At 60.7% G+C, this 19,457-nt stretch carries 20 protein-coding genes; 10 read left to right on the forward strand and 10 right to left on the reverse strand.

The window, feature by feature from the left end; all coding sequences use genetic code 11:
• Positions 1-12: 12 nt before the first annotated feature.
• The 8 genes from A7K61_RS13830 to rpoS all read left to right on the forward strand — a co-directional run bounded on the left by A7K61_RS13830 (position 13) and on the right by rpoS (position 7,137).
• Positions 13-1,125, forward strand: coding sequence for an S-(hydroxymethyl)glutathione dehydrogenase/class III alcohol dehydrogenase (locus A7K61_RS13830; protein ID WP_003189203.1), 1,113 nt, complete (start codon positions 13-15; stop codon positions 1,123-1,125).
• Between the two features lie 8 nt (positions 1,126-1,133).
• Positions 1,134-1,979 carry an S-formylglutathione hydrolase gene (fghA, locus tag A7K61_RS13835; protein WP_044272599.1) on the forward strand — a complete coding sequence of 282 codons (846 nt, stop codon included), beginning with the start codon at positions 1,134-1,136 and terminating at the stop codon, positions 1,977-1,979.
• A 55-nt stretch (positions 1,980-2,034) separates the two neighbouring features.
• Positions 2,035-2,508 carry a 2-C-methyl-D-erythritol 2,4-cyclodiphosphate synthase gene (ispF, locus tag A7K61_RS13840; protein WP_032893173.1) on the forward strand — a complete coding sequence of 158 codons (474 nt, stop codon included), beginning with the start codon at positions 2,035-2,037 and terminating at the stop codon, positions 2,506-2,508.
• Positions 2,505-3,563 (forward strand): tRNA pseudouridine(13) synthase TruD, encoded by a 1,059-nt coding sequence (truD, locus tag A7K61_RS13845; protein WP_032893171.1) that lies wholly within the window; start codon positions 2,505-2,507, stop codon positions 3,561-3,563. Before ispF ends, truD begins: the two co-directional genes overlap by 4 nt.
• Positions 3,551-4,300, forward strand: coding sequence for a 5'/3'-nucleotidase SurE (gene surE, locus A7K61_RS13850; protein ID WP_069557782.1), 750 nt, complete (start codon positions 3,551-3,553; stop codon positions 4,298-4,300). The genes truD and surE overlap by 13 nt, the downstream gene beginning before the upstream one ends.
• 41 nt (positions 4,301-4,341) lie before the next feature.
• Positions 4,342-4,977: a protein-L-isoaspartate(D-aspartate) O-methyltransferase gene (locus A7K61_RS13855; RefSeq protein ID WP_169850588.1), complete on the forward strand. Its 636-nt coding sequence runs from the start codon at positions 4,342-4,344 to the stop codon at positions 4,975-4,977.
• Between the two features lie 209 nt (positions 4,978-5,186).
• The gene (locus A7K61_RS13860) at positions 5,187-6,023 is read left to right on the forward strand and encodes a peptidoglycan DD-metalloendopeptidase family protein (protein WP_044272608.1); all 837 of its coding nucleotides are present in this window, start codon (positions 5,187-5,189) and stop codon (positions 6,021-6,023) included.
• Between the two features lie 106 nt (positions 6,024-6,129).
• Positions 6,130-7,137, forward strand: coding sequence for an RNA polymerase sigma factor RpoS (rpoS, locus tag A7K61_RS13865; RefSeq protein WP_032893168.1), 1,008 nt, complete (start codon positions 6,130-6,132; stop codon positions 7,135-7,137).
• Between the two features lie 211 nt (positions 7,138-7,348).
• Here rpoS and A7K61_RS13870 read toward each other — a convergent pair whose 3' ends face one another.
• A complete protein-coding gene (locus A7K61_RS13870) occupies positions 7,349-7,558 on the reverse strand; it encodes a cold-shock protein (RefSeq protein WP_002554837.1) in 210 nt (69 codons plus the stop codon).
• 388 nt (positions 7,559-7,946) lie between these two features.
• Here A7K61_RS13870 and dcd point away from each other — a divergent pair, with 388 nt between their 5' ends.
• Together dcd and A7K61_RS13880 are read left to right on the forward strand one after the other, a co-directional pair.
• Positions 7,947-8,513 carry a dCTP deaminase gene (gene dcd, locus A7K61_RS13875; RefSeq protein ID WP_003189215.1) on the forward strand — a complete coding sequence of 189 codons (567 nt, stop codon included), beginning with the start codon at positions 7,947-7,949 and terminating at the stop codon, positions 8,511-8,513.
• 108 nt (positions 8,514-8,621) lie between these two features.
• Complete coding sequence (locus tag A7K61_RS13880) at positions 8,622-8,819, forward strand: hypothetical protein (RefSeq protein WP_005785769.1); 198 nt, start codon at positions 8,622-8,624, stop codon at positions 8,817-8,819.
• Positions 8,820-8,842: 23 nt separating this feature from the next.
• Here the strand turns inward: A7K61_RS13880 and pdeM are convergent, their stop codons facing one another.
• The 9 genes from pdeM to A7K61_RS13925 form a co-directional block, all read right to left on the reverse strand.
• Entirely contained in the window at positions 8,843-9,493 is a 651-nt protein-coding gene (gene pdeM, locus A7K61_RS13885; protein WP_069557783.1) for a ligase-associated DNA damage response endonuclease PdeM, read from the reverse strand.
• Entirely contained in the window at positions 9,493-11,973 is a 2,481-nt protein-coding gene (locus A7K61_RS13890) for a ligase-associated DNA damage response DEXH box helicase (RefSeq protein WP_069557784.1), read from the reverse strand. The genes pdeM and A7K61_RS13890 overlap by 1 nt, the downstream gene beginning before the upstream one ends.
• Before the next feature lie 157 nt (positions 11,974-12,130).
• Positions 12,131-12,895, reverse strand: coding sequence for an ABC transporter ATP-binding protein (locus tag A7K61_RS13895; protein WP_069557785.1), 765 nt, complete (start codon positions 12,893-12,895; stop codon positions 12,131-12,133).
• Between the two features lie 13 nt (positions 12,896-12,908).
• Positions 12,909-14,027: a succinylglutamate desuccinylase/aspartoacylase family protein gene (locus tag A7K61_RS13900; RefSeq protein ID WP_069557786.1), complete on the reverse strand. Its 1,119-nt coding sequence runs from the start codon at positions 14,025-14,027 to the stop codon at positions 12,909-12,911.
• A 9-nt stretch (positions 14,028-14,036) separates the two neighbouring features.
• On the reverse strand, positions 14,037-14,747 hold the full coding sequence (locus tag A7K61_RS13905) for an ABC transporter permease (protein WP_069557787.1): 711 nt from the start codon (positions 14,745-14,747) through the stop codon (positions 14,037-14,039).
• A complete protein-coding gene (locus A7K61_RS13910) occupies positions 14,744-15,472 on the reverse strand; it encodes an ABC transporter permease (RefSeq protein ID WP_003189227.1) in 729 nt (242 codons plus the stop codon). The genes A7K61_RS13905 and A7K61_RS13910 overlap by 4 nt, the downstream gene beginning before the upstream one ends.
• Positions 15,473-15,529: 57 nt before the next feature.
• The gene (locus tag A7K61_RS13915) at positions 15,530-16,309 is read right to left on the reverse strand and encodes a transporter substrate-binding domain-containing protein (RefSeq protein WP_033902768.1); all 780 of its coding nucleotides are present in this window, start codon (positions 16,307-16,309) and stop codon (positions 15,530-15,532) included.
• A gap of 227 nt (positions 16,310-16,536) precedes the next feature.
• Positions 16,537-18,171 carry an ATP-dependent DNA ligase gene (locus tag A7K61_RS13920; RefSeq protein ID WP_069557788.1) on the reverse strand — a complete coding sequence of 545 codons (1,635 nt, stop codon included), beginning with the start codon at positions 18,169-18,171 and terminating at the stop codon, positions 16,537-16,539.
• Positions 18,168-19,172 carry a ligase-associated DNA damage response exonuclease gene (locus A7K61_RS13925; protein WP_044272627.1) on the reverse strand — a complete coding sequence of 335 codons (1,005 nt, stop codon included), beginning with the start codon at positions 19,170-19,172 and terminating at the stop codon, positions 18,168-18,170. The genes A7K61_RS13920 and A7K61_RS13925 overlap by 4 nt, the downstream gene beginning before the upstream one ends.
• Positions 19,173-19,457 lie beyond the last annotated feature (285 nt).

Consider the following 19,457-nt stretch of genomic DNA (forward strand, 5'->3'; position numbering starts at 1 on the left):
GGAGAAACCCGGATGATCAAGTCCCGCGCCGCCGTAGCCTTCGAAGCCAAGAAGCCCCTTGAGATTGTTGAAGTGGATGTCGCCATGCCCAAGGCTGGCGAGGTGTTGCTGCGGGTGGTCGCGTCCGGCGTGTGTCACACCGACGCCTACACCTTGTCGGGCGCTGATCCGGAAGGCATCTTTCCGTCGATCCTGGGCCATGAAGGCGGCGCAGTGGTCGAAGCCATCGGCGAGGGCGTGACCTCGGTGGCTGTGGGCGATCATGTGATCCCGCTGTACACCCCGGAATGCGGCAAGTGCAAGTTCTGCCTGAGTGGCAAGACCAACCTGTGCCAGGCCATTCGCGCCACGCAGGGCAAGGGCTTGATGCCGGATGGCACCACGCGTTTCTCCTACAAGGGCCAGCCGATTTTCCACTACATGGGCACCTCGACGTTCTCCGAGTACACCGTGCTGCCGGAAATCTCCGTGGCCAAGATTCCTAAAGAAGCGCCGCTGGAAAAAGTCTGCCTGCTCGGTTGCGGTGTCACCACCGGCATCGGTGCGGTGATCAACACCGCCAAGGTCAAGCCGGGCGATACCGTGGCCGTCTTCGGCCTGGGCGGCATTGGTCTGTCGGCGATTATCGGCGCGGTCAAGGCCAAGGCCGGTCGCATCATCGCCATTGATATCAACCCGGCCAAGTTCGAAATCGCCAAGCAACTGGGCGCCACTGATTGCATCAACCCGAAAGACTACGACCGCCCGATCCAGGACGTGATTGTCGACCTGACTGATGGCGGCGTGGACTTTTCCTTTGAATGCATTGGCAATGTGCAACTGATGCGTGCGGCCCTTGAGTGCTGCCACAAAGGCTGGGGCGAATCGGTGATCATCGGTGTGGCCGGTGCTGGCCAGGAAATCGCTACACGTCCGTTCCAACTGGTCACCGGGCGCGTCTGGCGTGGTTCGGCGTTTGGTGGCGTGCGCGGTCGTACCGAATTGCCAAGCTACGTGGAAATGGCCCAGACCGGTGAAATCCCGCTGGATACCTTCATCACCCACACCATGGGCCTGGAAGATATCAACAAAGCGTTTGACCTGATGCATGAAGGCAAGAGCATTCGTACCGTCATTCACTTCTGAGGTCGGCCATGAGTCTGGAAAACCTGTCATGCCAGAAGAGCTTCGGCGGCTGGCATAAACGTTACAAGCATCATTCCGATGTGCTGGGTTGCGACATGACCTTTGCCGTCTACCTGCCGCCGCAAGCGGAGCAGGGCGGCAAGCTGCCGGTGTTGTATTGGCTGTCCGGGTTGACCTGTACTGACGAGAACTTCATGCACAAGGCCGGCGCCCAGCGCATGGCTGCCGAACTGGGCTTGATCATCGTCGCGCCAGATACCAGCCCCCGTGGCCCTGGCGTGCCGGGCGACCCGGACAATGCCTGGGACTTCGGCCTCGGCGCGGGCTTCTACCTCAATGCCACCCAGGAACCCTGGGCCAAGCACTATCGGATGCATGACTACGTGGTGCGGGAATTGCCGGCATTGGTAGAGGCGCATTTCCCTGCCTCCGATAAGCGCGGTATCAGCGGCCACTCCATGGGGGGGCACGGTGCGCTGGTCTGTGCATTGCGCAATCCTGGACGTTACCTGTCGGTGTCGGCGTTTTCGCCGATCAACAACCCGATGGACTGTCCGTGGGGCCAGAAAGCCTTTTCCCGTTATTTGGGGGAAGAGCGTTCGAAATGGCGCGAATGGGATGCCTGCGTGCTGATCAGCGAAGCCTCGGAAAAGTTGCCGCTCTTGGTGGACCAAGGCGATCGCGACGATTTCCTTGAGGTTCAACTCAAGCCCGAAGCCTTGCAGCAAGCGGCCAAGGCGGCCAACCATCCGCTGGAACTGCGCCTGCAGCCTGGCTACGACCACAGCTACTTCTTCATCGCCAGCTTCATCGAAGACCATTTGCGGCATCATGGTCGTGCTTTGCTCGGTTAATCCGAGGCAAAAGTAGGTAGAATCACGCCCTGAATTAAATCGGGGCGTTTTTTTTATGCGTATTGGCCACGGCTACGATGTGCACCGTTTCGCTGAAGGCGATTTCATCACCCTGGGCGGCGTGCGCATTGCACACCACCATGGGTTGCTGGCTCATTCCGACGGCGACGTGGTCTTGCACGCCTTGAGCGATGCCTTGCTCGGCGCGGCGGCATTGGGCGATATCGGCAAGCACTTTCCGGACACTGATCCCACCTTCAAGGGCGCGGACAGCCGTGTGTTGCTGCGCCATGTGGTCGGTCTGATCCACGCCAAGGGTTGGAAGGTCGGCAACGTCGATAACACCATCGTCGCCCAGGCGCCAAAAATGGCCCCCCATATCGAAGCGATGCGCGCAGCGATCGCCGCAGACCTGCAAATTGAATTGGATCAAGTCAACGTGAAAGCCACCACCACCGAAAAACTCGGGTTTACCGGTCGTGAAGAGGGCATCGCAGTGCACTCCGTCGCCTTGTTGCTGCGCGCATGAACGACCTGCAACTGCTGGGCCCGCGGGCCTATGGCGAGGCCCTGGGCAGCGCGGTACTCAAGGCCACGGCCGAAGACTTCCAGGTTGATGAGGTGCTGGACATCCCGCTGACCGGCGATGGCGAGCACCTGTGGTTGTGGGTGGAAAAGCGCGGCTTGAACACCGAGGAGGCCGCACGGCGTATCGCCAAGGCTGCTGGCGTACCGTTGCGCACCGTCAGCTATGCCGGGCTCAAGGACCGTCAGGCCCTGACCCGCCAGTGGTTCAGCGTGCAATTGCCCGGCAAGGCCGACCCGGACATGAGCGGCGCAGAAAACGACACCCTCAAGATCCTGAAAACCGCCCGTCACAAGCGCAAGCTGCAGCGTGGTGCCCATTCGGCCAACGGCTTCACCCTGCGCCTGACCCAACTGGCCGGCGACACCGCTGCCATCGACGCACGTCTGCAGTTGATTGCCCGGCACGGCATCCCCAATTACTTCGGCACCCAGCGTTTTGGCCACAACGGCGGCAACGTAGTAGACGCTCGCGAGTGGGCTGCTCGCAAGGCCCTGCCCGAGCAGCGCAACGTGCGCTCGCGCTTGCTGTCCACGGCTCGCAGTTACCTGTTCAACAAAGTATTGGCGGCCCGCGTCGCCGATGGTTCATGGCAGCGAGCGCAAGTCGGCGATCTGCTGGCATTTACCGACAGTCGCAGTTTTTTTCCGGCCGGGGAAGCTGAATGCAGTGACCCGCGCCTGGCGATCCTGGACCTGCATCCCACCGGCCCGCAGTGGGGCGAAGGCGATTCGCCGGCGAAAGGTCTTACATATGAGCTGGAACAATCTGTCGCTGCTGGCGAAGCTGACCTACGTGATTGGCTGGTGAAGGCGGGAATGAGCCAGGAACGTCGCATTCTGCGACTGCCCATTGGCGGGTTGACGTGGCATTATCCCGGGCCTGACATTCTGCAATTGGAATTCGTCCTGCCGGCCGGATGCTTCGCCACTGTCTTGGTGCGCGAGCTTGTTGATCTGGTGCCGGTGGGGCAGACGGACAGCCCATGCGTATTCTGATATCAAACGATGACGGTGCCACCGCACCCGGTCTTGCCGCGCTCCATGCTGCGCTGCAGGATTACGCCGAGTGCGTGGTGGTTGCCCCCGACCAGGACAAGAGCGGCGCCAGCAGTTCGCTGACGCTCGACCGTCCGCTGCACCCGCGGGTCCTGGCCAATGGCTTTATCAGTGTCAACGGCACTCCCACCGACTGCGTGCACCTGGCAATCAACAGTTTGCTGGAGCACCAGCCAGACCTGGTGGTCTCGGGAATCAACCTGGGCGCCAACCTGGGCGATGACGTGCTGTATTCCGGTACCGTGGCGGCGGCCCTTGAAGGGCGCTTCCTGGGCCGCACCGGCTTTGCCTTTTCCTTTGCCTCGCGGCAATTGGATAACCTGGCGACGGCGGCCTTCTACGCGCGCAAGTTAGTGGAGGCCCATGCTTCCCTGGACCTGCCGCCGCGTACAGTGCTCAACGTCAATATCCCCAACTTGCCCCTTGACCACATTCGCGGTATCCAGCTCACACGCCTGGGCCATCGCGCCCGTGCGGCCGCGCCCTTGAAGGTGGTCGACCCACGCGGCAAGGAAGGCTATTGGATCGCCGCGGCCGGCGACGCCGAAGATGGCGGCGAGGGCACGGACTTTCATGCGGTGATGCAAGGCTATGTCTCCGTTACCCCGTTGCTGTTTGATCGCACCTTCAGTGATGCCTTCAGTGGCCTTGATGGCTGGCTGGAGGGACTGCGTTGATGGCTCGTGAACAAGACGACTTGTTGCGCCGTGGCATCGGGATGACCTCCCAGCGCACCCGGGAGCGGTTGATCCAGCGCCTGTATGAAGAAGGCTTGTCCAACGCGCAGGTGCTGGAAGTGATCCGGCGCACGCCGCGGCACCTGTTTGTCGATGAGGCCCTGGCGCATCGCGCCTATGAAGACACGGCGTTGCCCATCGGCCACAACCAGACCATCTCCCAGCCCTACATGGTCGCGCGCATGAGCGAGCTGCTGCTGGCGGCGGGGCCTTTGGACAAGGTGTTGGAGATTGGCACCGGCTCCGGTTACCAGACGGCCGTGCTGTCGCAATTGGTAGAGCGGGTGTTTTCGGTCGAGCGCATCAAGGTGCTGCAGGACCGGGCCAAAGAGCGTCTGGTGGAGCTGAACCTGCGCAACGTGGTATTCCGCTGGGGCGATGGCTGGGAGGGCTGGCCGGCGCTGGCGCCCTACAACGGTATCATCGTCACCGCCGTGGCCACCGATGTGCCGCAAGCCTTGCTGGATCAATTGGCACCTGGCGGGCGGTTGGTCATCCCGGTGGGCTCCGGCGAAGTGCAACAGTTGATGCTTATTATCCGTGAGGACGAAGGTTTTTCCCGGCATGTACTCGGTGCCGTGCGTTTCGTACCTTTGCTCAACGGCCCGCTGGCCTGATCATTTATTCGCGCGCAGTGAATTCTGTAAGCGGGGATGTGTCTTACGGCGGGGTCTATTGAATCAACATGCCTGGCAGCCACGATTAAACATGATGAATTTTTCCTTTCAGTCATGTGCCAGTAAAAAGCCAATGCCCAGTTATACTTGCGTCATATTTCAAGCCTGATCCAGGCGTTAACGTTCAGCCACCACAAAGGGAGCGGCGGGTGAGTCTCACAGGTCCTGCGCAGCGAATGAGTAAAACAAGCTTTCAGCGACTGGTGCTTGGCCTTGTCTTGAGTTCCTTATTGGCAGCCTGCTCGAGCACGCCATCCGGTGGTGCGCGGGTCGTTGACCGTACCAACGCAACCCCACAAAGACCCACGGTGACCACTGGCCAATACGTGGTGCGCAAAGGCGACACCCTGTTCTCGATTGCCTTCCGTTATGGCTGGGATTACAAAGCGCTGGCCGCCCGTAACAACATTCCTGTGCCGTATACGATCCATCCAGGGCAGACCATTCGTTTCGATGGCCGCTCAGGTTCTGCACCTACGGCAGTTGTGACAAAGTCGGGATCTTCGCCATCGTCCTCCAGCAAGACCACCATCATTACCCGGCCTGCAGGCAGCGCCGCGCCTGCGGTTGCGAGCAAGCCGGCACCCGCGCCGTTGCCACCCGCCGGGCCTGCGCCGACCGGTTGGGGATGGCCTTCAAACGGAGTGTTGATTGGAAAATTCTCTTCAAACGGTAGTTTGAATAAAGGCATTGATATCGCCGGGGATTTGGGACAGCCTGTTTTAGCTGCGTCTGATGGGACAGTGGTGTACGCCGGGAGTGGTTTGCGGGGCTACGGCGAGCTGGTCATCATCAAGCACAGCGATACCTACGTCAGTGCCTACGGTCATAACCGCAGGTTGTTGGTTCGGGAGGGGCAGCAGGTCAAGGTCGGACAGACGATTGCCGAAATGGGGTCAACGGGCACAGACCGGGTGAAACTGCACTTTGAGATTCGCCGCCAAGGGAAGCCTGTAGATCCGCTGCAATTCCTGCCCCGTCGTTGATGTGTTGCACAGCCTGTTCCCTCACGTAGAAGGAACAGGCTCCAGCGTTGCCAAGGATAGAGGCGTCGCTTGAGCTTGAGGTCGAACTCACCAAAGGACTATAACAATGGCTCTCAGTAAAGAAGTGCCGGAGTTTGACATCGACGATGAGGTTCTCCTTATGGAGGCCAGCATCGATTTGGAAACGATGTCAGATAATGAAGGGGTATCACCACCTTCAGTTCGCACCAAATCCAAAAATGCTGCTGCGTTGAAGCAGCACAAGTACGTTGACTACACGCGGGCGCTCGACGCGACCCAGCTGTACCTCAATGAAATCGGCTTTTCCCCTCTGTTGACCCCCGAAGAAGAAGTCCATTTTGCGCGTTTGTCGCAGAAGGGTGATCCGGCCGGGCGTAAGCGCATGATTGAAAGCAACCTGCGCCTGGTGGTGAAAATCGCCCGACGCTACGTCAATCGTGGGCTGTCCCTTCTGGACCTGATCGAGGAGGGCAACCTGGGCTTGATCCGGGCTGTGGAGAAGTTCGACCCTGAGCGGGGCTTCCGTTTCTCCACCTACGCCACCTGGTGGATTCGCCAGACCATCGAACGGGCGATCATGAATCAGACCCGCACGATCCGGTTGCCGATCCATGTGGTCAAGGAGCTCAACGTCTACCTGAGGGCAGCGCGTGAGCTGACGCAAAAACTCGATCATGAACCCTCGCCTGAAGAGATCGCCAACCTGCTGGAAAAGCCGGTAGGGGAGGTCAAGCGCATGCTGGGCCTTAACGAGCGTGTGTCTTCGGTGGATGTCTCGCTGGGGCCGGATTCGGATAAGACCCTGCTGGACACCCTGACCGATGATCGTCCAACAGACCCTTGCGAGCTGTTGCAGGACGATGATCTTTCCCAAAGTATTGACCAGTGGCTGTCAGAGCTCACGGACAAGCAGCGTGAAGTGGTGATTCGCCGCTTCGGCCTGCGCGGCCATGAGAGCAGCACCCTGGAGGATGTAGGCCTGGAGATTGGCCTGACCCGTGAGCGGGTGCGGCAGATCCAGGTAGAGGGCCTTAAGCGCTTGCGCGAGATCCTGGAGAAGAATGGCTTGTCGAGTGAGTCGTTGTTCCAGTAACAACGCAGCTTGAAGGTTTGAATGTGGGAGGGGGCTTGCTCCCGAATGCGGTGCATCAGTCAACACATCAGCGACTGTCACACTGCATTCGGGAGCAAGCCCCCTCCCACATTTTTTTGTGTCCGACATTCATCGGTGTAGCGCACCAAATTCCAGGCATAAAAAAACCCCGCTTTTAAGGGCGGGGTTTTTTCGACTAAGTCAGTACAAGTTAGATAACTTGAACTTCTTCAGCTTGCATGCCTTTCTGACCGCGGGTAGCGATGAAAGAAACCTGTTGGCCTTCTTTCAGGCTTTTGAAGCCGTCGGATTGGATAGCTTTGAAGTGAACGAACAGGTCGTCACCGGATTGTGGAGTGATGAAGCCGAAGCCTTTTTCATCGTTGAACCACTTAACAGTACCAGTTTGGCGATTAGACATGGTGTATCTCCTTGGACAAAGTTAACTGCGACTCAGGAAAAGCCCTGGCCGAGACTGAGTGCAAAGAGCAGGAAAAATTCTTGGAGATGGTTGGATCGAAATTCAACATATCGTGTAGAGATTCTCAGTGACACAAGCAGCACAGTGGCGCCACCTTAACCCTTTTTCCGGAACGTGCCAATGGTATTTCCGAAGGTTTCTCTATTTTCGTGACTGGCGGTGGTATTTACAGTCATTGCCGCCGGCCATCCGGGCCCCGGCCACGCTGGCTGCGGCTTATAGCTGGCGGTGCATTCATCAAGAAAACCCGTGCGGCCTTTGAACCCCAACGCCGGCCCCGGTAAGATGGCCCACAGATTTTTTTCGCCTCGCTATTCAGGACACCGCCATGAGCATCAAATCGGACAAGTGGATTCGCCGCATGGCGCAGGAACACGGCATGATCGAGCCGTTCGTCGAACGCCAGATTCGTGGTGAAGGCGACGAGCGCGTGATTTCGTACGGCGTTTCCAGCTATGGCTACGACGTGCGTTGCGCCGATGAATTCAAGGTGTTCACCAACATCAATTCGGCGATCGTCGATCCGAAAAACTTCGACGAAAAGAGCTTCGTCGACGTCAAGAGCGACGTGTGCATCATCCCGCCCAACTCTTTCGCCCTGGCGCGCACCGTGGAGTTCTTCCGTATTCCTCGCGACGTGCTGACCATCTGCCTGGGTAAAAGCACCTACGCCCGCTGCGGCATTATCGTCAACGTCACGCCGCTTGAGCCTGAGTGGGAAGGCCACGTGACCCTGGAATTCTCCAACACCACCACCTTGCCGGCGAAAATCTACGCCAACGAAGGCGTGGCACAAATGCTGTTCTTGCAGTCCGACGAGGCCTGTGAAGTGTCCTACAAAGACCGTGCGGGCAAGTATCAGGGCCAACGCGGCGTCACTCTCCCACGCGCTTGATCTAAAGCTCCTACGGGCAAAGGGAATTTGTCTGCAGAAAGTGACTCTATCTAGGTGTACTGCTTCGGCGCGTGTGAAACGCGCCGGGCCATACTTGAGGAGTACCCTATGAAGATCGACCCGCGAATCAGCGCAGAACTCGCCCGGCTTGAACCCAACCAGATTGGTGTTCTGGCCTGGTCCTTGATGGCCAACCCCGCGCACGCGGGTGGCATCCCCGGTCAACCCGAACCTGATTACCCGCAGCCTACCGAGCCGGGTGAGCCGACCTTACCGGACGAGCCACCACCCGCGCCTGTTGCCTGATACCTGAGTGGGCCTTTATCGATTCATTGAATCGGCCAGACTTGGTGATCGCCGATCACAAAGATTCGGTGGTCCTGGGCCTGCTCCACGGCATAACCCCCTGTAAACGCGCCAAAGGCTGGCAGCAGGCTAACCTGAGCGCCGATCTGGAAGCACGGCAAGCGCAGCCGTTGGCGCCCTTTGCCTCGCAGGTGGTACACCGGATGCACATGCCCCGCCAGTACATGGTGGCTGGCGTGTGCGTCTGGCTCATGTTGCAAGGCGAAAGGGCCCATCAGCAGAGGCTCCGCGACCACCTCGATGCCCAAATCCAGCGGTGGGTCGCCGGCGCGTTTGTCGTGATTGCCGCGAATCAAGGTCAGGGCCAGTGGGCGATTGCGCTCACGCCAGGCCCGGATTGCGTTCAGGGTGCCGCTGGCGTGAGAGCCGGGGCCGTGCAGGAAATCGCCGAGAAAGATCAACTGCGCGCAGGGCAGGGCCGTTAACAGCCTGTCCAGGCGTTCCAGGTTGGCCGTAGTCGTGCCCTGTGGCACCGGTTGCCCCAGGCTGCGATAGGCCGACGCCTTGCCAAAATGCGCATCGGCAATCAACAGGCATCGACGTGCGGGCCAATAAACGGCCTTGTCCGGCAATAGCCATAGCTCTTCGCCTTCCAGCATCAGTGGGTAATGCATCAGCCTTGCCCTTTGTCGGCGACTTTTTCCAGGTCCTTGACCATCCGCGCGATGCGCTCCGAGAGTTTTTCCGAGCTCATGCTTTCGCGCATCCGTTCTACCAGCAGCGGAAAGGCCAAGGGCGTGGGCCGCTGGATCGTGTGCAGGTCCAACTTCAACGTCGACAGATGATTCAGCGTCTGTTCCAGCCGGCGAATATCCAATTCATCACGCAGAACTTCTTCACCGGCCTGGGCCAGCAGCAGGTTCCGTGGGTCATATTGCTTGAACACCTCAAAGAACAAACCGCTGGAGGCCTGCACTTGTCGCGTGCTTTTTGGCGCGCCGGGATACCCGGCAAATACCAGCCCTGCGATTCGCGCAATCTCGCGAAAGCGGCGCAGGGCCAGTTCGCCGGCATTGAGGCTGGCGATCACGTCAGCCAGCAGGTCTTGGGGGCTCAACAACTGGGTATTCAACAGTCGTGGCCACTGCACCTCGGTGGCGCTCAACAGCTCCAGGCCATAATCATTCACCGCAATCGAGAAGGTCAGCGGCTGCTGTTGGCTGACCCGCCAGGCCAGCAAACTGGCCAAGCCCAGGTGTACCTGGCGGCCAGCGAAGGGGTACAGAAACAGGTGCCAGCCTTCCCGCGACCGCAGGGTTTCAGCCAGCAAATGCTCACGGGTCGGCAGGCCGGACCAGCGCAATTGGGTGTGCAGCAGCGGTTGCACCGCCTGCATTTCCGGGCCGTCGAAGTGCCCATGCGCGGCGGCATCAAAACGCTCGACCACCGCCTGGGCCAGTTCGTTGGAAAGCGGCATGCGCCCGCCGTTCCAGCGTGGCACGGCGGCTTTTTTCGCGGTGCTGCGGCGTACATAGGCGGTCATGTTTTCCACACGCACCAGCTCCAGCAAGCGTCCGGCAAACAGAAACCCATCCCCCGGCTTGAGCCTTGCAATAAAGCCTTCCTCGACACTGCCCAGGTTCTTGCCGCCGCCGCCTTTGCTCCAGAACTTGAGCTGGATACTGGCATCACTGACGATGGTGCCGACACTCATGCGATGGCGGCGTGCGAGGCGTGCATCCGGGACACGCCAGATGCCCTGTTCATCGGGCTCCACGCGGCGGTAATCCGGATAAGCGGTGAGTGACAGGCCACCATGGCGCACGAATCCCAGGGCCCAGGCCCAATCCGCTTCGGTGAGGTCGCGATAGGCCCAGGCGCCGCGCACTTCGTCCAACAGTGCCGCCGGGGTAAAGCCGCCGCCCAAGGCCATGCTGACCAGGTGTTGTACCAGCACATCCAACGGCTTGTAAGGTGATTCCCGCGCTTCGATGCGCCGTTGGGCGATTGCATCCTGGGCGGCCGCCGCCTCCACCAACTCGAGGCTGTGGGTTGGCACCAGGGTTACCCGTGAGGGCCGCCCTGGCGCGTGGCCGGAACGCCCGGCGCGTTGCATCAACCGCGCTACGCCCTTGGCGGAGCCGATTTGCAGCACCCGTTCCACCGGCAGGAAGTCCACGCCCAGGTCGAGGCTGGAGGTGCACACCACCGCCTTGAGCTGCCCGTCTTTCAACGCCCGCTCCACCCAGTCGCGGGTCTCGCGCGATAACGAACCGTGGTGCAGGGCAATCAAGCTGGCCCAGTCCGGACGCGCGTCCAGAATCGCCTGGTACCAGATCTCCGACTGCGCCCGGGTATTGGTAAACACCAGGCAACTGCTGCTGGCCTCCACCTCATTGACCACCTGCGGCAACATCTTCAAACCGATATGCCCGGCCCAAGGGAAACGCTCGGTGACCGCCGGCAACAGGGTGTCGACCTTCAGCGCCTTCGCCGTTTGCCCCTGCACATTGACCCCGCCACCCTGTGGGACCAAAACCTCCAACGCGTGAGCCTGATTACCCAAGGTCGCTGAAATGCCCCACACCATCAATTGCGGATGCCAGCGCCGCAAGCGTGCCAGCGCCAGTTGCAACTGCACGCCGCGCTTATTGCCGATCAGTTCATGCCATTCATCCACGATGACCATGCGCAGGTGCGCCAGGCTGGTCTCACTGTCGGCACGGGCCAGCATCAACGTCAGGCTTTCCGGGGTGGTGACCAGGGCGGTGGGTTGGCGACGGGTCTGGCGCGCGCGTTCACTGCTGCTGGTGTCACCGGTGCGCAGGCCCACGCTCCAGGGGATCTGCAACGCCTCCAGTGGGGCTTGCAGGGCGCGTGCGGAGTCGGCGGCCAACGCGCGCATCGGCGTGATCCACAGCACGCTCAGCGGCTCGGCAGGCGGTTTGCGTTTGCCTGTGGCGGGCGGGCGGGTGATGGCGAAACGGTTGAGGGCGGCAAACCACAGGGCATAGGTTTTACCCGCCCCGGTGCTGGCATGCAGCAACCCCGACTGGCCGGCCTTGACCGCGGCCCATACCTCTTTCTGAAAGGCGAATGGCTTCCAGCCTTGGGTGGCAAACCATTGCTTGGCGAAGTCGTGGTTTTTTGCCATGCGGCAGCGGACGCTCTGGAGGGGTTAGTTCAAAGACCCCTGAGGCAGCGCTGACGTTCCACTGTAGGAGCGGGCTTGCCCGCGAAAAAGGTTCAGGCACCGCGTTTATCCAGGATGCCCGCGTTATCGTTGACGATTTTCGCGAGCAAGCTCGCTCCTACTTCAAGTTGCCGCTCAAAAATTGTTGCAGGCGTTCGCTCTTTGGACTGCCCAGCACATCCTCTGGCAGGCCTTGCTCCTCCACCAGGCCTTGGTGCAGGAACAGCACTTGGCTTGAGACCTTGCGTGCAAAGCTCATCTCGTGGGTCACCATGATCATGGTGCGGCCTTCCTCGGCCAGGCCTTGGATCACCTTCAACACTTCGCCCACCAGCTCCGGGTCCAGGGCTGATGTGGGTTCATCGAACAGCATCACCTCCGGCTCCATCGCCAGGGCGCGGGCGATGGCGACGCGCTGCTGCTGGCCACCTGAGAGGAACGCCGGGTATTGATCAGCCACGCGCGCCGGCAGCCCGACTTTGTCCAGGTAGCGGCGGGCGCGGTCTTCGGCGTCCTTCTTGCTGCAACCGAGCACGCGGCGCGGGGCCATGGTGATGTTTTCCAGCACGCTCATGTGGCTCCACAAGTTGAAGTGCTGGAACACCATCGCCAGCCGTGTGCGCAGGCGTTGCAGCTCGGCGTCGTCGGCCACGCGCATGCCATGGCGATCGCTGACCATGCGGATCGCTTGGCCGTCCAGGGTCATGGCGCCATCGTTGGGGGTTTCCAAAAAGTTGATACAGCGCAGGAAGGTACTCTTGCCTGAGCCACTGGCGCCGATCAGGCTGATCACATCACCGGTCTTGGCCTTGAGCGACACACCTTTGAGCACTTGATTGTCGCCATAGCTTTTGTGCAGGCCTTCAACGGTCAGTTTGTACATGGGGCGTGCATCCTCAAGGCGAAAGTAGATAACCGCTGCGGTAGGCCTGTGTGCCGGCGACATGGCAGATCACCATGCCGGCCGTGGCCATGCGACGTAGCGAGCGGGCGTAAAGCAGCCCGGCGTGCTGGCAGTGCACAGGCGTTACGCGGTCTGTAATGGGGTCGATGATGTCGGCGACCCATTGCCCGGCTTCCAGGTATTCGCCTGGCAAAGCGTTGAATACCAGCAAGCCCCCCACCGGGGTGGTCACCGGCTCCACCGCCGCCAGCGGCGTAGCCGGGTAGGCCAGGGCAGGCAAGGGGGCTGTATCGCCGTGAATGGCGCCAAAGTGGATCAAATAATCAATGATGGCCTGGCAGTCCAGCGCGGCGAGGCCGTGGTTGACATCGCCCTGGCCGCGCAATTCGACGGTGACTGACAAGCTGCCCATGGGGATCGGGTAGCGTTCGCCGAAGCGTTGCTGCAACTGCCACCACACCAAGGTGAAACATTCGTCAAAAGACTGCCCGCCGGAATCGGTAGCCAGCAGGTTGGCCTCCGAACCCAGGTAGCGCGCTAAGGGTTCTACCTGCGGCCAAGCGTCGGGCGTGGTGTACAGGTGCGCCACGGCTTCGAAGTCGCAATGCAGGTCCAGCACCACGTCGGCATCACAGGCCAGGCGTTGCAGCACCAGGCGTTGGGAGTGCAACTGGGTCTGGGCGGTGTGCGCGGCCAGGGCGTGGGACAGTGCGCTGCGGATCAATTGGGCATTGCGCTGAGGATCATCGCCCAGCAGGCCTTCGACCTGGTTGCCGACGTCTTCGCTGAGGTCGACGAACAGGCGATTGAAGTTCTGCCCGCTTTCCAGTTCGTAGCGGCCCAAGGGGATGTCCATCAACACCTGTTCGAGGCCCACCGGGTTGGCGACCGGCACCAGCACGATTTCGCTGCGCAAGCGCCCGTTCGCTTCAAGCTCTGCCAGGCGCGCCTTCAAATGCCACGCCACCAGCATGCCGGGCAACTCATCGGCATGCAGAGAGGACTGGATGTACACCTTGCCATCGGGCTGCTGCGGGCCGAAGTGAAAACTGTGGATCTGCCGCGCCGTGCCGGGCACGGGCGCGATCAGGTCATGTAGCTGGTGGCGCATGCAAACTCCTTAGTGGCTCGGCCCGAGGAAGGCCAGCCAACGACGTTCCGCCAGGCGAAACAGGCCGACCAGGGCAAAGGTCACCGTCAGATAGATCAGTGCGGCAATACTGAACGACTGGAAGGTCATGAAGGTGGCGGAGTTGGCATCCCGCGCCACTTTGAGGATGTCCGGGATCGTTGCGGTAAAGGCCACAGTGGTTGAGTGCAGCATCAGGATCACTTCGTTGCTGTAGTAGGGCAACGAGCGTCGCAACGCCGAAGGCATGATCACATAGGCGTACAGCTTCCAGCCGCTGAGGCCGTAAGCCTTGGCCGCCTCGACTTCGCCGTGGGCCATGCTGCGGATCGCCCCGGCGAAAATCTCCGTGGTGTAGGCGCAGGTGTTGAGGGCGAAGGCCAGCAGGGTGCAGTTCATCGCATCGCGAAAGAACGCATCCAGCACCGGTTGTGCCCGCACGGCGGCAAGGCTGTAGATGCCGGTGTAGCAGATCAGCAATTGGATATAGAGCGGCGTACCGCGAAACAGGTAGGTGTAGAACTGCACGGGCCAACGCACCAGGCGCTTGCGCGAGACGCGGGCGATGGACAGCGGGATCGACACCAGAAAGCCGATAACCAGTGAGCCACTGAGCAACCACAAGGTCATGGCCAGGCCGGTGATGTGCTGGCCGTCGCTATAAAGAAACGGGCGCCAGTATTCCTGCAATAGCTCGATCATCGCACTGCCTCCCGGGCGCCTGCGGAGTAGCGACGTTCAAGTCGGCGCAAGACAAAGTTGGAGGCGCTGGTGATCAACAGGTAGATCAGCGCCGCCAGCACCAGAAAATAAAACAGTTGATAGGTGCTCTTGCCGGCATCCTGGGCGGCTTTCACCAGGTCTGCCAGGCCGATGATCGACACCAGCGCGGTGGCCTTGAGCATCACCATCCAGTTATTGCCGATGCCCGGCAGCGCAAAGCGCATCATCTGCGGGAAGGTCACGTAGCGAAACCGCTGCCCGCGCTTGAGCCCGTAGGCAGTGGCGGCTTCGAGTTGGCCACGGGGCACGGCGAGGATCGCGCCGCGAAAGGTTTCGGTGAAATACGCCCCATAGATAAAGCCCAGGGTGATCACCCCGGCGCTGAACGGGTCGATCTCGATGTATTCCCATTCCATAAAGTCGGTAAAGCCGCTGAGCCAGGTTTGCAGGCTGTAGAAAATCAGCAGCATCAGCACCAGGTCCGGCACCCCGCGAATCAGGGTGGTGTAGAGCTGGGCGGGGATACGCACAATGGCCAGGCTGGACAGTTTGGCGCTGGCGCCGAGCAGGCCCAGCAAGACGCTGACGGCCAGGGACAGCACCGACAACTTGATGGTCATCCAGGTACCTTGCAGCAACAGCGGGCCGAAACCCTTCAGGCTGAATGCGCTCAGCCCGAGGGTTTGCAACAGATCTTCGAACATAAATCAGGACCTATGGCGATAAAAAAGCGCCCCGCCCGAAGCAGGGCGCCCCAGGCATTATTTGCCGCTGTACAGGTTCAGATCGCCAAAGTGTTTCTTCTGGATAGTGGCGTAGGTGCCATCATCGTGTAACGCTTTGATACCTTTATCCAAAAGCGCCTTGAGTTCAGTGTTACCTTTTTTGATACCGACCGCGGTTTTCGACGGCAGCAGCGGGTCGTCAATCGCGGCGCTCACTTCATAGCCGGCACCGGCTGGCGACTTGAGGAAGCCCAGTTCGGCTTGCAGCATGTCCTGCACGGAAGCGTCGAGGCGCCCGGAGGTCAGGTCGGCGTACACCTGGTCCTGGTTGGCGTAAGCCTTGGTGGTCACCCCGGCTTTATCCAGCACAGCCTTGGCGTAGGCTTCCTGGATGGTGCCTTGCTCGTAGCCGACGGATTTGCCCTTGAGAGATTCTGGCGTCGAATAGCCAGCGCCTTTCTTGAACACCAGTGAAGTCGGGCCGGAGAACAGCTCGGAGGAGAAGTCGATGGCCTTCTCGCGCACTGGGGTCACGGTCATTGACGAAATCACGCCATCGAATTTATTGGCTTTCAGGCCCGGGATCATGCCGTCGAAGTCACTTTCGACCCACTTGCACTTGACCTTCAGCTCCGCGCAGATCGCATTGCCCAGGTCGATATCGAAGCCCACCAGGCTGCCGTCGGCGGCCTTGGATTCGAACGGTGCGTAGGAAGGGTCGACACCAAAACGCAATTCCTTGTATTCCTTGGCTGTAGCAACACCAGCAGCCATGCACAGAGCCAGTGCAGAAAGGGTCAGCAATGCTTTTTTCATTAGGTAATCCCTGGAAACCAAGATAAGCGCTTGTGGCGCGATTAGGACTGTTACTGAACGGTGTCAGACCCATCACAAGTAGCAATTTCTGCACCATAGTTCCGGATGGGCTTTTTAAAAGGTGGGATAAGGCAGTTTCAAGTGTAGGCGGTGCCCGAAAGTGGGCATGGAATTTCCAGTGCACCATTCTGGATCGGTCGCTGATCAAAAGGTGGGAGCTGGCTATATCAGGTCAGCAGGTCTTGTAGCGTGGCCAGGTTGTCCGCTTCTTCCACCGCCTTGTCCTGGCGCCAGCGCAGCATCCGCGGAAACCGCACGGCAATCCCGCTCTTGTGCCGCTTGGACAGGGCAATCCCCTCGAAACCCAGCTCAAACACCATGCTCGGCGTCACGCTGCTGACCGGGCCGAATTTCTCCACCGTGGTTTTGCGCACAATGGCGTCGACCTTGCGCATTTCCTCGTCGGTCAGCCCGGAATACGCCTTGGCGAACGGCACCAGGGTGCGCTCGCTGCCCGGCGGGCCGTCCCATACGGCGAAGGTGTAGTCACTGTAGAGGCTGGCGCGCCGACCATGGCCGCGCTGGGCGTAGATCAACACGGCGTCGACGCTGAAGGGGTCGACCTTCCACTTCCACCACAGGCCCATGTCCTTGGTGCGGCCCACGCCGTAGAGGCCCTTTCGATCCTTGAGCATCATGCCTTCCACCCCCAGGCTGCGAGAGGCTTCGCGCTGCGCGGCCAAGGCTGCCCAGGTCTTGCCTTCCAGCAAGGGCGAGGGCAATAACACCGGTTGGTTGCACCCCGCGATCACCTGTTCCAATTGGGTACGACGTTCGGCCTGGGTGTGGTTGCGCCAGTCGTCGCCCTGATATTCCAGCAGGTCGTAGGCGAGCACCGCCACTGGCGCATCATCCAGCACTTTTTTACTCAAGGTCTTGCGGCCAATGCGCTGTTGCAGCAGCGCGAAGGGTTGCACCGAGTCTTTCCACACCACGATTTCGCCATCAATCACCGTACCGTCGGGCAGGCCACTGACCAGGCTGTGGAGTTCAGGGAAACGTTCAGTCAGCAACTCTTCACCGCGAGACCAGACCCACAGGCGCCCCTCGCGCTTGACCAGTTGTGCGCGAATGCCATCAAACTTCCATTCCACCTGCCAGTCGGCGGGCGGACCGAGCAGGGTGTCGAATTGCTCCACCGGTTGCGCCAGCCCGTGAGCCAGAAAAAACGGATAGGGTTGCCCGCCACGTTGCGCGTGCTCGTCGGATGATTCTGCGGCGATCAGCTTGAGGTAGCCTTCGGCTGTCGGACGGTTCGACAGGTCGGTGTAGCCCACCAGCCGCTGCGCCACGCGCTTGCTGTCGAGGTCGGCCATGGCAGCGAGGGCGCGGGTCACCAGCAGTTTGGACACCCCGACCCGGAAGCTGCCGGTGATCAACTTGATGCACACCATCAGGCTCGGTTGGTCCAATTGCGCCCAGAGCGCGGGCAGCCGTTCTGCCAGGTCCATGGGCGGTAGGCTGCGCAGGGGCAGCAGTTTTTCTTCCAGCCATACGGCCAAGCCGTCTTCGGAGGTGTAGGTGGATTCTGGCAGGAGCAGGGAGATGGTCTCGGCCAGGTCACCCACCGACTGGTAGCTCTCTTCGAACAGCCAGGGTTCGATACCGGCCGCTTCGGTGGCCATGTCCCGTAGCAGACGTGTCGGCACTAATTGCCGTGGCCGCCCACCGCTGAGAAAGTACACGGCCCAGGCCGCATCGGCCGGTGGCGCCTGCAGGAAGTAGGCTTGCAGGGCCGCGAGCTTGGCATTGCTGGAGGTGGTGGCGTCGAGGTTGGCGTACAGCTCGGCGAAGGCTTTCATGCCGTGACCTCTTCTTCGTCATCGCCGTATTCGGTGCTGAAACCTTGGGCATCCAAGCCCTTTTCCCGCAGGTGACGCACCAACACACCCACCGAACCATGGGTGACCATCACCCGGTGTGCGCCGGTTTGTTCGATGGCCCACAACAAGCCAGGCCAGTCGGCGTGGTCCGAGAGCACGAAGCCACGGTCCACACCGCGCCGCCGCCGTGTACCGCGCAGGCGCATCCAGCCGCTGGCGAAGGCGTCGCTGTAGTCGCCAAAACGACGCATCCAGGTACTGCCTCCGGCAGAGGGCGGGGCGATGATCAGGGCTTGGCGCAGCAGTGGGTCGGTTTTTTTGAAGTCGCCGGCATACAGGGTCTCGGGGATGTAGATGCCCGCTTCGCGATACACCCGGTTCAACGGCTCGACCGCGCCGTGGCTGAGGATCGGGCCGATGCTGGCGTCCAGCCCATGGAGGATGCGTTGAGCCTTGCCGAATGAGTAACAGAACAGCACGCTGGCTTTGCCGTTGGCGATATTGGCCTGCCACCAGTCATTGATCCCGGCAAAAATCTGCGCCTGGGGCTGCCAGCGGTAAATCGGCAGGCCGAAGGTGGATTCGGTGATAAAGGTGTGGCAGGGCACCGGTTCGAAAGGCGCACAGGTGCCATCGGGCTCGACCTTGTAGTCGCCAGACGCCACCCAGACTTCGCCCTGGTATTCCAGGCGTACCTGGGCCGAACCCAGTACATGCCCGGCCGGATGAAAACTCAAGGTCACGCCGTGATGCACCAACCGTTCGCCGTAGGCCAGGGTTTGCAGGTTGATGTCCTGGCCCAGGCGCCAGCGCAGGATGCCTTCGCCGGGGGCGGCGGCCAGGTAGTGTTGATTGCCGGTGCGGGCGTGGTCGCCGTGGGCGTGGGTGATGACTGCGCGTTCCACTGGGCGCCAGGGGTCGATGTAAAAATCACCGGCAGGGCAGTAGAGGCCTTCGGGGCGGGCGATGACGAGGTCCATGGGGTGGCCGGGGCGGTGGGCTTGTTACTTATGAGGCGGGGCTGGGTCTAGAAGTTCTATTTGAATGCGGGCAGTGCAAAGGTGGGTTTGCCTTCGATGTTGGCCTGATGTCCCGCGATCCAACTGGGGGGGGGCCTGCGATGACGGCCTCCCAGCCGACACCTATCTACCTGATACCCCACAATCCAACTGTGCGGGCTTGCTCGCGAAGGCGGCCTAACAGTCAACACAGTTGGACCGGGTACATATCCGTTATTTAGGTAACGGCCACTTAGGGTTCCGCCC

Origin of the sequence: Pseudomonas sp. AP42 (genome assembly GCF_001728935.1) — a bacterium.
GTDB lineage: Bacteria > Pseudomonadota > Gammaproteobacteria > Pseudomonadales > Pseudomonadaceae > Aquipseudomonas > Aquipseudomonas lactis.